This window comes from Streptomonospora halophila, from assembly GCF_039542725.1.
Classification (GTDB): Bacteria; Actinomycetota; Actinomycetes; order Streptosporangiales; family Streptosporangiaceae; genus Streptomonospora; species Streptomonospora halophila.
This window is the reverse complement of the sequence record NZ_BAABIK010000043.1, coordinates 14312-30255: the sequence shown is the minus strand read 5'-3', so window position 1 is coordinate 30255 and position 15944 is coordinate 14312. Positions and strand designations below refer to the sequence as shown.

18 protein-coding genes are annotated in these 15944 nt (G+C 76.0%); all 18 read left to right on the top strand.

Going from position 1 to position 15944, the window contains the following annotated elements:
• The first annotated feature begins 65 nt into the window (after window positions 1-65).
• Complete coding sequence (gene mtlA / locus ABEA15_RS23705) at window positions 66-1184, top strand: mannitol-specific PTS transporter subunit IIC (protein WP_344147886.1); 1119 nt, start codon at window positions 66-68, stop codon at window positions 1182-1184.
• A complete protein-coding gene (locus ABEA15_RS23700; protein WP_345559178.1) occupies window positions 1181-1489 on the top strand; it encodes a PTS sugar transporter subunit IIBC family protein in 309 nt (102 codons plus the stop codon). Before mtlA ends, ABEA15_RS23700 begins: the two co-directional genes overlap by 4 nt.
• Window positions 1479-1934 (top strand): PTS mannitol transporter subunit IIA, encoded by a 456-nt coding sequence (locus tag ABEA15_RS23695; RefSeq protein WP_345559176.1) that lies wholly within the window; start codon window positions 1479-1481, stop codon window positions 1932-1934. Before ABEA15_RS23700 ends, ABEA15_RS23695 begins: the two co-directional genes overlap by 11 nt.
• A gap of 72 nt (window positions 1935-2006) precedes the next feature.
• Window positions 2007-3047, top strand: coding sequence for a zinc-dependent dehydrogenase (locus ABEA15_RS23690; RefSeq protein ID WP_345559174.1), 1041 nt, complete (start codon window positions 2007-2009; stop codon window positions 3045-3047).
• A gap of 478 nt (window positions 3048-3525) precedes the next feature.
• A complete protein-coding gene (locus tag ABEA15_RS23685) occupies window positions 3526-4095 on the top strand; it encodes a hypothetical protein (protein WP_345559172.1) in 570 nt (189 codons plus the stop codon).
• On the top strand, window positions 4089-4946 hold the full coding sequence (locus ABEA15_RS23680) for a hypothetical protein (RefSeq protein WP_345559170.1): 858 nt from the start codon (window positions 4089-4091) through the stop codon (window positions 4944-4946). Before ABEA15_RS23685 ends, ABEA15_RS23680 begins: the two co-directional genes overlap by 7 nt.
• A gap of 76 nt (window positions 4947-5022) precedes the next feature.
• Window positions 5023-5772 carry an SAF domain-containing protein gene (locus ABEA15_RS23675; RefSeq protein ID WP_345559168.1) on the top strand — a complete coding sequence of 250 codons (750 nt, stop codon included), beginning with the start codon at window positions 5023-5025 and terminating at the stop codon, window positions 5770-5772.
• A complete protein-coding gene (locus ABEA15_RS23670) occupies window positions 5772-6590 on the top strand; it encodes a CpaE/TadZ family protein (protein ID WP_344147906.1) in 819 nt (272 codons plus the stop codon). The genes ABEA15_RS23675 and ABEA15_RS23670 overlap by 1 nt, the downstream gene beginning before the upstream one ends.
• A gap of 16 nt (window positions 6591-6606) precedes the next feature.
• Complete coding sequence (locus ABEA15_RS23665; protein ID WP_386699751.1) at window positions 6607-7971, top strand: TadA family conjugal transfer-associated ATPase; 1365 nt, start codon at window positions 6607-6609, stop codon at window positions 7969-7971.
• The gene (locus tag ABEA15_RS23660) at window positions 7968-8864 is read left to right on the top strand and encodes a type II secretion system F family protein (RefSeq protein WP_345559166.1); all 897 of its coding nucleotides are present in this window, start codon (window positions 7968-7970) and stop codon (window positions 8862-8864) included. The genes ABEA15_RS23665 and ABEA15_RS23660 overlap by 4 nt, the downstream gene beginning before the upstream one ends.
• Window positions 8861-9766, top strand: coding sequence for a type II secretion system F family protein (locus ABEA15_RS23655; RefSeq protein ID WP_345559164.1), 906 nt, complete (start codon window positions 8861-8863; stop codon window positions 9764-9766). Before ABEA15_RS23660 ends, ABEA15_RS23655 begins: the two co-directional genes overlap by 4 nt.
• Before the next feature lie 39 nt (window positions 9767-9805).
• Complete coding sequence (locus tag ABEA15_RS23650; RefSeq protein WP_344147914.1) at window positions 9806-9979, top strand: hypothetical protein; 174 nt, start codon at window positions 9806-9808, stop codon at window positions 9977-9979.
• A 2-nt stretch (window positions 9980-9981) separates the two neighbouring features.
• Window positions 9982-10416, top strand: coding sequence for a TadE/TadG family type IV pilus assembly protein (locus tag ABEA15_RS23645; RefSeq protein ID WP_345559162.1), 435 nt, complete (start codon window positions 9982-9984; stop codon window positions 10414-10416).
• Window positions 10413-10829: a TadE/TadG family type IV pilus assembly protein gene (locus ABEA15_RS23640; protein ID WP_345559160.1), complete on the top strand. Its 417-nt coding sequence runs from the start codon at window positions 10413-10415 to the stop codon at window positions 10827-10829. Before ABEA15_RS23645 ends, ABEA15_RS23640 begins: the two co-directional genes overlap by 4 nt.
• Window positions 10826-11284, top strand: a complete 459-nt coding sequence (locus tag ABEA15_RS23635) for a pilus assembly protein TadG-related protein (protein WP_345559158.1) — start codon at window positions 10826-10828, stop codon at window positions 11282-11284. The genes ABEA15_RS23640 and ABEA15_RS23635 overlap by 4 nt, the downstream gene beginning before the upstream one ends.
• An 18-nt stretch (window positions 11285-11302) precedes the next feature.
• Entirely contained in the window at window positions 11303-13879 is a 2577-nt protein-coding gene (locus ABEA15_RS23630; protein WP_345559156.1) for an OmpA family protein, read from the top strand.
• 520 nt (window positions 13880-14399) lie between these two features.
• The gene (locus ABEA15_RS23625; RefSeq protein WP_345559154.1) at window positions 14400-14741 is read left to right on the top strand and encodes a hypothetical protein; all 342 of its coding nucleotides are present in this window, start codon (window positions 14400-14402) and stop codon (window positions 14739-14741) included.
• A 633-nt stretch (window positions 14742-15374) separates the two neighbouring features.
• Window positions 15375-15878, top strand: a complete 504-nt coding sequence (gene nrdR, locus ABEA15_RS23620; RefSeq protein ID WP_344147925.1) for a transcriptional regulator NrdR — start codon at window positions 15375-15377, stop codon at window positions 15876-15878.
• Window positions 15879-15944 lie beyond the last annotated feature (66 nt).

Below are 15944 nucleotides of genomic sequence, written 5' to 3'. Positions count from 1 at the left end.
CCCCCCGCGGGCCCCGGGCCGTTGGCTCCCGGGCCGCCCCGACACGCAGCCAGGTGATCTCCCCCATGACCCAACCCCAACCGACCGCGAGCAACGCCCCGAAGCAGTCCCCCAGCCGGTTCGAGTCGACCCGCGCCGCCGTCCAGCGCTTCGGCGGCTACCTGTCGGGCATGGTGATGCCCAACATCGGCGCCTTCATCGCCTGGGGCCTCATCACCGCCCTGTTCATCCCCGACGGCTGGTTCCCGAACGAGACCCTCGCCCAGCTCGTCGACCCGATGATCGGCACACTGCTGCCCCTGCTGATCGGCTACACCGGCGGCCGCCTGGTCTACGAGCAGCGCGGCGCCGTCGTCGGCGCGGTCGCCACCATCGGCGTGGTGGTCGGCTCCGAGGTGCCGATGTTCCTGGGCGCCATGATCATCGGCCCGCTCGCCGCCTATCTGATGAAGCTGGTCGACAAGGTCGCCCTCCCGCGCATCCACGCCGGCTTCACGATGCTCTACAACAACTTCAGCGCGGGCATCCTCGGCGGCGCGACGGCGATCCTCGGCCTCTACGCCATCGGCCCGGTCGTCCAGGGGATCACCAACGCCCTGGGCGCGGGCGTGCAGGCGCTGATCGACATCCAGCTCCTCCCGCTGGTCTCGATCATCGTCGAACCCGCCAAGGTGCTGTTCCTGAACAACGCCATCAACCACGGCGTCTTCGCGCCACTGGGCGCCGCCCGGGTGTCCGAGACGGGCCAGGCCATCGAGTTCCTGATCGAGACCAACCCCGGTCCGGGCCTGGGCGTCCTGCTCGCCTGCATGTTCTTCGGCCCCAAGGTCAGCCGCTCCACCGCCCCCGGCGCGATCGTGATCCAGTTCCTGGGCGGCATCCACGAGATCTACTTCCCCTACATCCTGGCCCAGCCCAAGCTGATCCTGGCCGCGATCGCGGGCGGAATCACCGGCGTGACGACCTTCATGCTGCTGGGTGCGGGCACCGTCTCGACGCCGTCGCCGGGCAGCATCATCGCCCTGATGGCGGTCACACCCCGCGGCGGCCACCTGTCCGTGCTCGCGGGCGTGGCCGCGGCGACCGTCGTCTCGTTCGTCGTCGCCTCCCTGCTGCTCGGCTTCGGCCGTCCGGAGCGCAACAAGGAGAAGGCCCAGCACACCAACGCGGAGGCACAGTCATGAGCAGCATCAACGGAGCCGACATCAAGAAGGTCGTCGTCGCCTGCGACGCCGGCATGGGCAGCAGCGTCCTCCTCACCTCGCAGATGTCGAGCTCCCTGTCGCCGCACGGGGTGACCGTGGAGCACGCCTCCGTGGACCGGATCCCAGCGGACGCCGACCTGGTGCTGTGCCACTCCAGCCTGGTGTCGCGGGCCCGCTCCACCCGGCCCGGAACCGTCGTCGTGGGCTTCCAGATGTTCATGGGCGACCCGGCGTTCGCCCGCGTGGAGCAGGCCGTCAGGGCCGGCGAGACCATTGACGACTGAGCTGCGGATCGGCCCCGAGGCGGTGTGGCTGGGCCGCACCGCCCGGGACAAGGCCGAGGCGGTGGACCTGTGCGGTCGGCTGCTGCTGCGCCTCGGTGCGGTGCATCCCGCCTACCTCCCGGCCATGCACGAGCGCGAGCGGTCGGTCTCGACCTACATCGGCGAGGGCGTGGCCATCCCGCACGGCACCGACGCGGCGCGGACGCTGGTCGAGCGAACCGCGCTGGCGTTCGTCCAGTTCCCGCAGGGCGTGGACTGGGGCGCCGGCAACCGCGCCGTGATCGGGATCGGCATCGCCGCGCACGGCGACGAGCACACGGGTGTCCTCGCCGCGCTGGCGCGCGTCCTGTCGGACCCGGCGAAGGCGGAGCGGCTGCGCGGGGCGGAGGACGCGGCGACCGTCGTGGAGCTGCTGGCCCCGGTCGGCGCCGAGCCCTCGCCCTAAGCCGGGCCGCACGCGCCCCGCGTCCCGGAAAGACCGGCCGAAGACCACAGCACGAGCAGAGAGAAGGCAGCCATGTTGGTCGCCCGCTTCTACGCTCCCGGCGATATCCGCCTGGAGGAGGCGCCCGAACCGCAGGCCGGTCCGGGCGAGCTCAAGATCCGAGTCCGCAACTGCTCCACCTGCGGCACCGACGTGAAGATCCACCGGCACGGCCACCACCACATCGTGCCGCCGCGGGTGATCGGGCACGAGATCGCCGGGGAGGTCGTGGAGGCGGGATCGGGCGTCGCCGGATGGCGTCCGGGCGACCGGGTGCAGGTGATCGCCGCCATCCCGTGCGGTGAGTGCGCCTACTGCCGGCGCGGGTGGCAGACGATCTGCCCCGAACAGGAGTCGATGGGCTACCACTACGACGGCGGGTTCGCCGAGTACCTGGTGGTGCCCGCGAAGGTCCTGGCGGTCGACGGGGTGAACCGGATCCCCGAGGGCGTCGGGTTCGCGGAGGCGTCCGTCGCCGAACCGCTGGCGTGCGTGCTCAACGGCCAGGAGATCGCGGGCGTGGGCGAGGGCGACACGGTCGTGGTCACGGGTGCCGGGCCGATCGGGTGCATGCACGTGCGCATGGCCCGGGCCCGGGGCGCGGCGCAGGTGCTCCTGGTCGAGCTGAACCGTGCGCGGCTGGACATGTCGGCCGCGGCCGTCTCGCCGGATGCGGCGATCGCGGGCGTCGACACCGACCCGGTCGAGGAGGTGCTGCGCCTGACCGGCGGCCGGGGCGCGGACGTGGTGATCACCGCTGCGGCGTCGGGCCGCGCCCAACAGGACGCGGTGCGTATGGCGGCCCGCCGCGGGCGCATCAGCTTCTTCGGCGGGCTGCCCAAGGACGATCCGGTGATCCCGCTGGACTCCAACGCGGTGCACTACCGCGAGCTGTCGATCGTGGGAGCGAACGGCTCCAGCCCTGCGCACAACGCGCGCGCCCTGGACCTGGTCGCCTCGGGCGCGGTGCCGGTGGCCGACCTGATCACCGAGCGGCTGCCGCTGGCGGAGGTGCCCAAGGCGATCGAGACGGTCGCCTCCGGCAGCGCCATCAAGGTGACGATCGAACCCTGACACGCCCGGCCGCCTCGCGGCCGGGTGCCGGAGGCGGGGCCTCCCCCCTCCCGGTCCCGCCTCCGGCTCCGCCCCGGGGCCGTCCGCCCGCTCGGTCGGGCGGCGGTGGAAGCGCCGCCCGATGCCGGCGCGGGATGCGATTCCGCCGGCCTCCGCGCCGCACGGGCCCATTCCCGCCCCGTGGACGGGTGGAGGTGTGTGTGATTTAAGTTGCCTTGGTGTGGCGTTCAGTTGCTTAGAACTTGTTTGCCACAAACTCCTTCTATAAAGTTACGCAAAGCCAAGGGATACCAAAGGCAACACCACACACGCCCGCTCCGCGGCGCGGTGGCCGACGACCGGATGCCCGAGCGACGGCCCCCGCGCCCGCCCCACGGTCGGCGAGCGCGGCCCGCCCTCCTTTCGCCGCGCCGTTCGGCGGAACGGCCCCCGGGCCCTCCGGTGGAGGCCGCCGACGGAACTCCTGGGATGGGAACGAATGCAGCCAACGACCCGCGCCGCGGTTGTGCTTCCGGCGTCCGGACGCAGCAGTCCCGGGACCGCGGACATCCTCCGGGCGGTCGTCGGCTGCGCGGCCTCCGTCCTGCTGGCGGCGGGATGCGCCGCCGGTCCCGGCGCCTCCACCGGCAGCGGGGCCTCCGCCTCGCCCGGGGCCTCCGCCGCTCCCCCCGCCACCGACCGGGAGCAGGCGGCGCTGGACGCCTACACCGCGATGTGGGAAGAGGCCGCGGCAGCCTCCCACCAGGGGGGCGGTGACACCGGCGAGCTCGACCGCTACGCCACCGGCGCCGCCCTCCTGCTGCTCAGCGAGGCGCTGGCCGGGGCCGACGGAACCGAGGTCACCGGGGAGCCGGTGCTCGACCCCGAGGTGGAGATCGAGAGCAAGGACCGCGCCAGCGTCACCGACTGCCTGGACGACTCCGGCTGGAACCTGGGCGCGGGCCCCGCCACGGCCGCGGGGCCGCGCAAGGTGGAGGCCGGACTGGTGCACGACGGGCTCGTCTGGCGTGTCAGTGAAATGCGGATATGGGAGCCGGGAACATGCTGAAAGCACCAGGAACCGTCTCTCTCGCGACCGCCGTGGTCCTGTTGGCGGCCTCGGCCCCGGCGCGCGCCGCCCCCGGTGACGGCGACTCGTTCCTCAGCACCGTCGAGTGCGGCACCGACGGCGGCGCCGGCTGCGACATCATGCTGCGCTGGCTGCAGCGCGACGCCGCCGCCCCGGGCGACGGCGGCGGGCGGCCCGCGGCACCGGAGTCCTCCGGCGGGCAGGGCGCGGGCGGCACCGACTGGGACGCCGTGAACTGGGACGCCGTGGATTGGGACGCGGTCGACTGGGACGCGATCGACTGGGAGTCCGTCGACTACAGCCAGGGCGGCGACGAGGGCGGCGAGCAGACCGCGGACCCCATGGCGGCGCTCGTGGAGTCCCTGGACTCCTTCCGGCTGCCGAGACCCGAGATCTCCTCCTCCCCGTCCCCCGACGCCCTGGTCCTCGTCAAGACCCCGGTGTGGCTGTGGATCGACGAGGAGGAGTGGCGGCCCGCCACCGCCCAGGCCGACGTGCCCGGACTGGCGCTCCAGCTGACCGCCACCCCGCGCGCCACCCGCTGGAGCATGGGTGACGGAACGCAGGTCACCTGCGAGGGCCCCGGAACCGCATTCGACCCCGCGGTGCACGCCGCAGACGAGGCCTCGCCCGACTGCGGCCACGTCTACAGCCGCTCCTCGGCGGCCGAGCCCTCCGGCACCTACACCGTCACCGCGGAGATCAGCTGGGACATCACCTGGGAGATGTCCAACGGCGACACCGGCGAACTCGACACCGTGACGACCACGTCGCAGGTCGAGATCGCGGTGCAGGAGTCCCAGGGCCTGGTGACCGGGAGCGGGGCGTGAGGCCCCGCGCCGGTGCGCGGACCCGCGCATGCCCCGCGGCGGCGCCGCGGGGCATGCCCACGACGAGGAGGACACGGTGAGCACGACGACCGGCGCGCGTCCCGCGGCCGAGCCGCGCCCCGCAACCGCACCGCCCCAGGTGCGCCTGCTGGGCACCGGCCCCCGGAGATGGCGCTGGCTGGGCCTGGGCCTGGCCATCATGACCGCCGGCGCCCTCGCCGGCGTCGTCGCCGTCGACCGGATGGACGAACGCCAGGCGGTGCTGGTGGCCGGGGGCGACCTCGCCGCCGGCCACGTGCTCAGCGCCGCGGACCTGGAGGTCGCGCGCATCTCGGTGACCAGCGGAGTCTCGGTCGTCGGCGAGGACCGGCTGCAGGAGGCGGTCGGCAGCACGCTGACCGTCCCCGTCCTCGAGGGCGGGGTCCTCCCCTCCTCGGCGCTGGGCCCGGGCGCGGACTACCCGGCCGAGGGGAAGGCCGTCGTCGGCGCGGTCCTGCCGCCCGGCCGCTTCCCCGCATCGCTGGAGCAGGGCGCCTCGGTCTCGGTGGTCCTGGTCGACGACTCCTCCGGTCCGCCCGCCTCCGGCGGCTCCGGGGCGTCCGGGTCCGAGACAGCGGGCGGCTCGGCGGCGGGCGGGGGCGCCGCCTCCGCCCACGCGGGGGTCACCGCCTACCCCGCCCGCGTCCAGTCCGTGGAGCTGTCCGAGACCGACGGGTCGGCCTCCGTCGAACTCGTCGTCGACGCCGCGGCCGCCGCCCAGGTCTCGGCCGCGGCGTCCACCGACCAGGCCGCCGTCGTGCAGGTCCGGCCGAGGGGGCAGGGCTGATGAGCCGCACCGTCGCGCTCTTCTCGCTGGCCGGGGCGCCCGGGGTCACCGTGACCGCCGCGGCCCTCGCCGCGGTCTGGCCCGAGCCCGCCGGCGCGGTGCTCGTCGAGGCCGACGCCTCGGGCGGCGACGTCGCCGCCTGGCACCGGCTGCACCCCTCGCCCGGCGTCACCGACCTCGCCGCGGCGACCCGCCACCGGGCGGCCGACCCCCTCGACCACACCCAGGCGCTGCCCGGCGGCCTGCCGGTGTGCGCCGGCCCCGCATCGGCCGACGCCGCCCAGGGCGCCGTCCAGCTGCTGGCCACCAACAACCCGGCGCTGGCCGGCGAACCGGCGGACGGCGGGCGGCCCGCCCTGGTCGTCGACCTGGGCCGCCTCGCCCCGCGCACGCCCACCGCGCACCTGGCCGCCCACGCAGGCGAGGCACTGCTCGTCGTCTCCGACGACCTCGCCCAACTGCGGCGCGCCAAGCAGTCCGCGGCCGGCCTGGCCGACACGGTCGCGCGGCTGCGGGTCGTGGTCGCCGGCGGTTCCGGAACGACCGACGAGATCGCCTCGGTCCTCGGCCTCCCGGTGTGGAGCGGGCGCATCCCCGCCGACGCCCGCAGCGCCGCGTTCCTGCGCGGCGAGACCCCGGTCCGGCGCCCCGGGCGCCGCCCGCTGTTCAAGGCCGCGCTCGCGCTGGCCCGCACCGTCGTCGAGCCCCGGCAGGCCGCGCCTGCGGCCGCGCACCCGGAGGCGGAACCGGCACCCCCGCAGCCGCGTGCGCAGCCCTACGCCACCCGCGGCGACCGCGGACCGGACACGCAGCCGTGAGCCACCGGAGGGCCAAGTGAGCGAAACCGACCTCTCCCCGCACAGCGGGCGCTTCGACCGCTTCGCCGACCCCGACCGCGCCGAACGCGAGGACGCCTGGACCGCCTGGGTGACGACCGAGGCGGGGCGGCGCCTGAGCGACCTGCTCAGCGGCGAGGAGGCGGGTGCGGAGGACTACCGCCGCCACGCCGAGCGCGTCATCGCCCAGATCCTCGACGAGGCCGCCCGCACGGCGCTCTCCCAGGGCCGCGCCGTGCTCGACTCGGCCACCGAGGAGGTCATCGCCGGCCGCGCGCTCGCCCAGGTCTGCGGCATGGGACCGCTCCAGCCGCTGCTGGACGACCCCTCGATCGAGAACGTCAACTGCAACGGCACCCAGGTGTGGGTGCGCTACGCCGACGGCACCCGCGAGCGCCGCCCTCCGCTGTTCGCCAGCCCCGACGAGCTGGTCGCGCTGGTGCGGCGCATCGCCGCGGAGTCCGAGACGGGAGAGCGGCGCTTCGACCCCGGCGCGCCCATCCTGGACATGCCGCTGCCCGGCGGCGAGCGGCTGAACGCCATCATGGACGTCGCCCGCGTACCCGCCGTCTCCATCCGCCGCCACCGCCACACCACCACCACATTGCGCCGCCTGAGCGAACTGGGCACCCTGGACCCGCTCACCGAGGCGCTGCTGGGGGCGGCCGTGCGCTCCCGCCGGAACATGGTGGTCACCGGCGGCACCGGCGCGGGCAAGACCACGCTGGTGCGCGCGCTGGCCGCGGAGATCCCCCGCACCGAGCGCCTGGTCACCATCGAGGACGTCTTCGAACTGGGCCTGGACCGCGACGTCGGGGCCCACCCCGACTGCGTCGCGCTGCAGGCGCGCCCCGCCAACGTCGAGGGCGCCGGCGAGATCACCATCGCCGACCTGGTGCGGGCGGCGCTGCGCATGTCGCCCGACCGCGTCATCGTCGGCGAGACGCGCGGCCAGGAGACCGTCCCGCTGCTCAACGCGATGAGCCAGGGCAACGACGGCAGCCTCACCACCCTGCACGCCGCCGACTCCGCGGGGGCCTTCACCAAGCTCGGCGCCTACGCCGCCCAGTCGGCCGAGCGCCTGCCGCTGGAGGCCACCGCCTCCCTGGTGGCCGCGGCCGTCCACCTGGTCGTGCACGTCTCGGCGCTGCCCACCGGGGGCCGCATCGTCACCAGCGTCCGCGAGGTCGTGGGCTGCGAGGGGCAGCAGGTCGTCTCCAACGAGATCCTGCGCCGCGACCGGGACGGCACGCCGCTTCCGGCCGCGCCGCCGAGCCCCACCACGGCCGACGCGCTCGCCCAAGCCGGGTTCGACGCCGCACTGCTGGGCGAGGGCATGGGCGTCGGCGGGTGGGTCGCATGAGCGGGGGAGCGGCCGGCGCCGCCCTCGCAGCCGTCTGCTGGGCACTGGCCGGAGCCGGCCTGTGGATCGCGCTCGCCGCCTTCTTCTCGGTGCCGCGCTCACCGCGCCGCGGCGGCCCCTCGGTGCGCGGGCTCCTGCTGAGCGGGCGCCCCCTGCTACTGGCCGCCGCGGTGGCGGCGGGCGTGCTGGTCTGGGTGCTCACGGGCTGGCCCGTCGCCGGTGTGCTGGCGGCTCTGGGGGCCTGGTGGCTGCCCGGGGTGCTGGGGCCCGACCGCCACTACGCCGACCACGTGTCCGGCGTCGAGGCCGTCGCGGCCTGGACGGAGATGCTGCGCGACCTGATGGCCGGCGCCTCCGGGCTGCACCAGGCCATCGCCTCGACCGTGCCCATCGCCCCCGATCCCGTCCGCGGCGAGGTCGCCCGGCTCGCCGAGGCGCTGCGCCAGGGGCGGTCACCACAGGCGGCGCTCGGGGAGTTCGCGGCGGAGGTCGACAACCCCATCGCCGACCTGGTGGCCGCGGCGCTGACCACGGCCGCCTCCCGGCACGCCACGGACCTCGGCGTCCTACTGGGCTCGCTGTCCGAGGCGGCCCGCGAGCAGGCCGCGATGCTGGTGCGCGTGGCGGCGAACCGCGCGCGGGTGCGCACCTCCATCCGCATGATCATCGCCGTCACGCTCGGCACGGCCGCCGTCCTGCTGCTGTTCAGCCCCGACTATCTCGCGCCCTTCGGCACGCTGACCGGGCAGGCCGTCCTCGCCGGGACCGGCGCCATCTGGGCCGCGGCCCTGACCTGGATGGTCCGGCTGTCCCGGCCCCGGCAGAACCCGCGGGTCCTCGCGCCCAGCGCGTCCGCGGCACCGTCCGGCGAATCGGCGGAGGTCACCGCATGAACGGTCCCACCCTGCTGCTGGCCGTGATCGGCGGAACCGCCGTCGGCCTGGGCCTGTGGCTCCTGCTGGCCACCCGATTCTCCCGCCCCACGCTGAGCGAGCGCCTGGCCGACCCGCCGCCGCGCGAGCAGAGCACGGTCCGCGCCCGCAGCACCGCCCAGGGCCCCCTCGCCCGGATCGGGGCCGTCGGGGCCCCCGCGATCGCGGCGCTGGGCCTGCCGGGCGAGCGCGTCCGCCGCGATCTGGCGGTGTGCGAGCGCGACACCTCCGCCTACCTGGCCGAGAAGGCGACGGGCCTGGTGCTGGCCGTGGCCGGGCCGCCGCTCGCGGCGGTGCCGATCGGCCTGGTCGGAGGCGACGCCGGAACGATGTGGGGGCTGGTGGCCTGGGCCGTGTTCGCCGCCGTCGCCTGGTTCGCGCCCGACCTCTCCCTACGCGACGAGGCCCGCAAGCGCCGCGAGCAGATGCGCCACGCCTTGGCCGGGTTCGCCGACCTCGTCGTCGTGTCCCTGGCCGGCGGTGCCGGGGTCAACGGCGCACTCACCGACGCCGCCTCCGCCGGGGGCGGCTGGGCCGTCGGCCGCATCCGCGAGGCCCTTCGCGTGGCCGCGCTGCGGCGCATCCCCGCCTGGTCGGCGCTGCGCGACCTGGCCGAGCACTACGACACGCACGAGTTCGCCGAGCTCGCCGCCAGCCTCCAGCTCGCCGGCGCGGACGGCGCCCGGGTGCGCGGCTCGCTCGCGGCCAAGGCCAAGACGCTGCGCACCCAGTTCCTCGCCGAGCTCGACGCCGAGGCCCAGTCCGCGACCGAGCGGATGAGCCTGCCCGTCGTGCTGCTCTTCGCCGGATTCCTGATCCTGCTGGGCTATCCGGCCCTATCGCACATCCTGACCGCCCTGTGACGCCGCGGCGCCACACTCCGGACCCGCTGAGGAGCCCCGATGAACCACCTGCGCCGACTGCTCCGCGACCGCGGCTGGCGCGGCCGCGGCGATGCCGGCTACTCCACCGAGACCGTCATCGTGATCGCGCTGCTGGCGGTGATGGCCCTCGGCGTGGTGACCACCATCACGACCGTGGTGACCGACAAGGCCGCTTCGATAACGCTGGACTGACCGTGGGCCCGCACACCGGCCGCGGCGACGACCGCGGCAGCGTCGAACTGGCCGTGGCCACACCGCTGATGCTGGTGCTGGTCCTGCTCGTGGTCCAGGCGGCGGTCTGGGCGCACGCCGACCACGTCGCGGCCACCGTCGCCCGCCGCGGCCTGGAGGCCGCCCGCGCCGTCGAGGGCGACGGCGCCCAGGCGCAGGCCGAGGCGGCGGCCGACAGCCTCGGCGGGACGCTGCTCACCCATCGAAGCGTCGTGGTCGAACGCGGGCCGGAGAACGTGCGGGTGGTCGTCGCCGCCGAGGTCCCCTCGCTCATCCCCGGCATGACCTGGCCCGTCCGCCACGAGCTGACCGGGCCCGCCGAACGCTTCGTCGGACCGGAGGGCGCGGCCCCGGGCGGTCAGGGCGGCGCGCCCGCGACTGAAGGAGGCCCACCGTGAGGCGGCGCGACTCCCAACGGGGATCGATGGCCCTCGAACTGACCGTCCTCACACCGCTGCTGCTGCTGTTCGCGCTGCTGATGATCCTCGCCGGACGGGTCACCCGCGCCGAGGCCACCGCCGACGAGGTCGCGCACTCGGCCGCCCGCGCCGCCTCGCTGGAGCGCACCCCCGACCGGGCCGAGGCGGCCGCCGCCTCGGTCGCGGCCTCCGCCCTCGACAGCCAGGGCCTGGCGTGCTCGGACTACGACCTCCGGCTGGAGCACGGCGGGCTGTCCGCCGGCGGCGCCGTGACCGCGGTGCTGGCGTGCCGCGTGGACCTCGGCGACCTCTCCGGCCTGGACGTGCCCGGAAGCCACACCGTCGAGGGGGAGTCCACGGTCGTCGTGGACACCTTCCGGGGGCGTCCGTGAGCGCCCGGAGCGCCCGCTGCGGCCTCGGAAGCCTCAGGGGGTTCCGGGCGGGGGAGGCGCGCTCGGAGGAGGGCCAGGCGACCGCGTTCGTGGTGGTGATGACCGCGGCGTTCCTGATGTGCCTGGGACTGGTCCTCGACGGCGGCGGCGCGCTGCACGCCCACGGCCGGGCGCAGTTGCTCGCCCAGGAGGCCGCGCGGGCCGGAGTCCAGCAGATCGACTGGGAGGAGTACCGCTCCGGCGCACAGGAGGTGGACCTCGACCCCGTCGCCGCCGGGGCCGCCGCCCGCACCTTCCTCGCCGACGCCGGCGCGGCGGGGACCGTCACCGTCGAGGGCGACACGGTGACGGTGACCTGCTCCGTCCCCTACGACTTCGCGCTCCTGCCCCTCGGCTCGGCGGCGCTGGAAGCCACCGCGAGCGCACGCCCCTACAGCCAATCCCCCGCCCCGTAGCGATCCGTGGAGGCGACCATGGGCACCTTCCGTCGGCTGTGCGCGCTGCTGCTCGCGTCGGCCGTCCTGATCGGACTTCCCTACCTACTGCTGTGGGTGCTGTCCTGGCCCCAGCTCGACCTCACCTGGCAGAACGCGTCGGTCCACCTGCGCAGCCTCGCGGTGCCGCCCGGCGTGACCACGGCGGTGCTGATGAGCGCGCTGTGGGCGGTGTGGGGGCTGTACGCGGCGGCCCTCGCGGCGGAGGCCGCGGCCCGGGCGCGCGGCGGCGGGCTGCGGTTCCGGCCGCTGGGCCCGCTGCAGGTGCTCGCCGCCACCGCGCTCGGTGCCACCGTCGCGGCCCCCGCCGGGGCGCTGGCCGACACGGTGCAGGTCGACCAGACCGACGCCGGCCAGGAGGACGACAGCGGCGCGGGCCGGCCCGAGGACACCGGCCCGGACGGCGGCGGCGCGCCCCAGACACCGGTCGCCGACCCGGGATCGGCGGTCGAGCGCTCCCGCACCGTCGCCGGTTTCGCCTTCGGGTCGGCGGAGCTCACCGGGCCGATGCGCGACGACCTCTCCGGTGTGGCCGGTCTCGTCCGCGACTTCGGCGGCGAGGGCACCACGGTCCGCATCGTCGGCCACACCGACGCGACCGGGCCCGACGACGTCAACCTCGCCCTGTCCAGGGATCGGGCGGACAGCGCCGCCGAGTACCTGCGCGGCGAGCTGGGCGAGGACGCTCCCGAGATCGAGACCGCGGGTGCGGGCTCCCACGACCCGCGCTCGGGCGACGACCGGGCGCAGCGCCGGATCGAGATCGTCTACAGCGTGTCCGCCGGGCAGTCCGGTGGCCACGGAGGTGCGGCGTCGGAGGCGTCCACCGGAGCGGCGGAGGGCCGGGGCGAGCAGGCCGACCAGGCCGAGCAGGACGAGCAGGCCGCCGAGGCTGCGGGCGGCGGCTCGGAAGCGGGGAGCGCGGCCGCGGCCGCCGTCGGCGCCCGGGGTGCCGGCGCGGACGCCGAGCCCGACGACGCGGGCGGCGCCGCCTCCGCCGGAGAACCCGCCGGCGGGGACGGCGGGCCGGTCGTGATGCTGGAGGTCCCCGACGCCGCCTCCGCGTCGGCGCTGGCCCTCGCCGGCATCGCGGGCGGCTACGTACTGGGGCGCGGCGGCGTCCGCATGCCCGCGATGCGGCTGTCGCTGCCCCGCTGGGCGCGGCGCGATCCCGAGCGGCCCGCCCTGCCTGCGGTGCCGGGCCGTCCCGAACCCGGCATCGACACCCGGGTGACGGTCGAACTCGACCACGTGCCGGGGATCGGCATCACCGGCCCCGGGGCGCGGGCGGCGGCCCGGCGCCTGGTCGTCAACGCCCTCGGCGACGCGGCGGAGCGCCCCGCCGAGATCCTGATGACCGCCTCCCAGGCCGTGCGGCTGCTCGGCCCCGAGGCGTACGGTGTGCTCACCGCGCACCCCTGCGAGCCGGTGCGGATCGTGGAGTCCGCGGAGGAGGCGCTGGAGGCGCTCCAGCGCGAGCTGCACGAGCGCGCCGACGACCCGGAGCGCCCCGCGGAGGGCCGCCCCCTGGTACTCGTCACCACCAGCGACCCGGAGCACGAGGCGGCGCTGTCCGGTCTGCTGCTGCACGGGCAGCGGCGCGGGGTCACGGCGGTGGTGATCGGGCGCTGGCCGCTGGGCGGCAGCTGCGAGATCGCCGAGGACGGCCTCATCACCGAGACCAGTCCGCCGCTGAACACGCTCCACCACGCCTCGTGGCCCGGGGCGAGCCAGAGCGAGGTCGTCGCCGCGGTCCGCGCCCACCGGCACGCCCGGCCCGCGGGGCCGCGCGCCGCCCGGTCCTCGGCGTCCGCCGCCGCGAGCGGGACGGCGCGGAAGCCCGGCGAGGGCGCCATGGCCGACGGGAGCGATGGGACGGCACACGCGCAGGAGGCGGCGGGGCTCCGCTCCCGCGCCACCGACGAGGCGGGGCCGCGCTCCGCCGCGGCGCCGCCTGCCTCCCAGACCGCGCATTCGGACGCGGCCGCCGCCTCGGCCGGGCAGGCCGGGTCCGCGGAATCTGCAGAGTCCGCGGGGTCCGATCCGTTCGCTGCCGCGGCCGCCCCCGCCCGCTCCGCCAAGGCCGGGAGGCTGCGCGCCGCGCGGGACCGGAAGCGCGGCCCGCAGGATGCGGGCGCAGGCTCCGAGAGCGCGTTCGACCCCAGCGGGTTCGCCGCCGCGCTCACGCCCGGAGACGCAGGCGGCGAAGGAACAGGAGACGGAGAAAGAGGAGGCGGCGCCGTCCGCCGCCGGCGGGACGGCGCGTCCGGAGCCGCGGCCCGCCGCCGGGGAGGCCGTCTCGGCTACCGGAGGGTCGGATGCCGGCTCGTCCGCCTCGGCGGCGAACGCGGAACCGGATGCGGCCGAGTCGACGCAGGAAGCCAAGGCAGCCGATCGCCTGCGGAACCGTCGAGCGGCTCCGGCCGCCGCCGAGAGCTCAGCGGCGGCCGGGCCCGCCTCGGCCGTCGGCGGACCAGAGGGCAGCACGCCGATGACGGGCGTGGAGGAGGCGGCTGCCTCGCGGAGGCGGGAAGCGGCGCGGTCGGCCGCCGCTGAGAGGCCGGTGAGCGCTGAGCCCGCCCCGGGTGCGGACCTCGCCGCGTCGGCGGAGGACGCCGAGGATGCGGACGGCACCGGTGGTCCGGACGGGGCGGTCCCGACCGCCGACCGGGAATCCGAGAGCGCGCCGGCGGGGCCTGTGTCGCCCCTGCCGCTGCGGAATGCGCCCGCCGCGGGGCCCGCGAGCCCGCTACGCAGACGCGGCGGCACCGCCCGGGACCGCACCCCTGCCGACGGCGGCTCGAAAGAGTCCGGCGCATCCCGGCAGGAGCACCTGAGGACTTCCGAAGAGTCCGCCACTCCCGCCGCCGGCGCGCTCGGTCGACGGGCGGCGGAGCGCTCCGGCGGCGAGGCCGGCGACGCCCGGGCTTCGGGCGCCGCGCCGGCCGAGGCGGACGGGGAGACCGCACCGGCGGACGGGCACGGCGGGGAGTCGGACACGGCCACGGCCCCGACCGCCGGCGAGGACGGAAACCGGAGGCGGGACGCCACCGCACGCGCGGCGCGTGTCCGGCGCATGCGGTCGGCGCGGCTCGGTCCCGCTGAACGCGGCGACGGGTCCGGCGGAGACGGACCCGAGTCCAGGGCCGCCGCGTCCGAGGGGGCGGCGGCCCCGGACTCGCCTGGCACCGGCACCGGTGCGGGCGCCGCCGCTCCCGGGGCGGCCCCCGCACCGTCCCGGCCCCCGGAGGCGACGCAGTTCTCCTCCGAGACGGCACAGTCGCCCTCTCCGGAGGAGGCGCCACCGGACGCCGAGGAGAGTGCGGGCGGCGACGAGGACGCCGACACGCGGCGCTCGCCCCGCAAGGTCCGCAAGGCGGGGCGCGGCCGCAACTGGCGCCCCCGCGAGACCACCTGAGGGGCCCGGGCGCCGGGGCCGCTCGGTCCGGATCGGTGTGGGGCGGGGCCGGGGGCGCGCAGGACGAGTAGGGTGTCCACCGGCCGCCGCCGCGGTGGCCGTCTCACTCGCCCGACCGGTCGCCCGGGCCACCCGTTCGACCGGCGCCGAACTGATCCCCGCGCCCGACCGGCCGAGCGGCAGCTGTGCGCCTCCCGCGACAGGCTCCGGGGCCTGCCGGCGCCGCCGTCGCGCGCCGTCGCCGCACCCGCGGCGCGCCGGGCGCGGCTGTGGGCATGTGCACACGCGAGCGGCCGCGCGTACGGGTACGTACAGGGCCCATCCGGCCACGCCAGGTGGTTTGCGCACGATGACCTGCAGCACTCGCGCGCCACCCGCTTCAGGGACTTGCGTAGTGGGTAGGGCGGTCGTAGGTTAACCACAACATCTAGTGCTCGCCTTGGAACAAGCAGCCTAGAAATTGTGCTTTAGTAGGTACCTGATCCTCGTGGATCGCTTGTCGCGCAGGCGGTCTGCGAACGGGGGCCGACCACCGGAGCGCCCGCCGGACGGCGCGTCCCGCGACAGCGGGCCGCGCCACCGCGGCGGTCCGGGGCCGGGAGGAGCCAGCCGAGTCGGGGGAGGCGCGTCGGCGTGCATTGTCCGTTCTGCCGCAATCCGGACTCCCGGGTGATCGACAGCCGTTCCACCGAGGACGGCTCGGCCATCCGGCGGCGGCGGTCCTGCCCGCAGTGCGAGCGCCGCTTCACCACGCAGGAGACGGTCCTGCTGATGGTGGCCAAGCGCTCGGGTGTGACCGAGCCGTTCTCGCGGAGCAAGATCGTCGCGGGTGTGCGGCGGGCCTGCCAGGGTCGGCCGGTCACCGAGGACGAGCTGGCCCAGCTGGGTCAGCGGGTCGAGGAGGAGATCCGCTCCCAGGGCGTGGCCGAGGTGCCCGCACACGAGATCGGGCTGGCGATACTGGGCCCGCTGCGCGAGCTCGACGAGGTGACCTACCTGCACTTCGCGTCCGTCTACCGCGGCTTCGAGTCGCTGGCGGACTTCGAGAAGGAGATCGAGTTGCTGCGTGCGGGGCGCGAGCGCAGCGGGCCGGAACGGGAGCAGCCGGCCGAGGACGGAAAAGAGGAGTTGGGCTGACCAGGACTGGGCCGCGGAGAACGGCCGAGGCGAGCACGATGCACCGCATCCGGCCGGGCGGATGGG

Coding starts and splice junctions, on each gene's coding strand:
- mtlA (WP_344147886.1), top strand. CDS start 66: ATGACCCAACCCCAACCGACCGCGAGCAACGCCCCGAAGCAGTCCCCC.
- ABEA15_RS23700 (WP_345559178.1), top strand. CDS start 1,181: ATGAGCAGCATCAACGGAGCCGACATCAAGAAGGTCGTCGTCGCCTGC.
- ABEA15_RS23690 (WP_345559174.1), top strand. CDS start 2,007: ATGTTGGTCGCCCGCTTCTACGCTCCCGGCGATATCCGCCTGGAGGAG.
- ABEA15_RS23685 (WP_345559172.1), top strand. CDS start 3,526: ATGCAGCCAACGACCCGCGCCGCGGTTGTGCTTCCGGCGTCCGGACGC.
- ABEA15_RS23680 (WP_345559170.1), top strand. CDS start 4,089: ATGCTGAAAGCACCAGGAACCGTCTCTCTCGCGACCGCCGTGGTCCTG.
- ABEA15_RS23670 (WP_344147906.1), top strand. CDS start 5,772: ATGAGCCGCACCGTCGCGCTCTTCTCGCTGGCCGGGGCGCCCGGGGTC.
- ABEA15_RS23660 (WP_345559166.1), top strand. CDS start 7,968: ATGAGCGGGGGAGCGGCCGGCGCCGCCCTCGCAGCCGTCTGCTGGGCA.
- ABEA15_RS23655 (WP_345559164.1), top strand. CDS start 8,861: ATGAACGGTCCCACCCTGCTGCTGGCCGTGATCGGCGGAACCGCCGTC.
- ABEA15_RS23650 (WP_344147914.1), top strand. CDS start 9,806: ATGAACCACCTGCGCCGACTGCTCCGCGACCGCGGCTGGCGCGGCCGC.
- ABEA15_RS23630 (WP_345559156.1), top strand. CDS start 11,303: ATGGGCACCTTCCGTCGGCTGTGCGCGCTGCTGCTCGCGTCGGCCGTC.
- ABEA15_RS23625 (WP_345559154.1), top strand. CDS start 14,400: ATGCGGTCGGCGCGGCTCGGTCCCGCTGAACGCGGCGACGGGTCCGGC.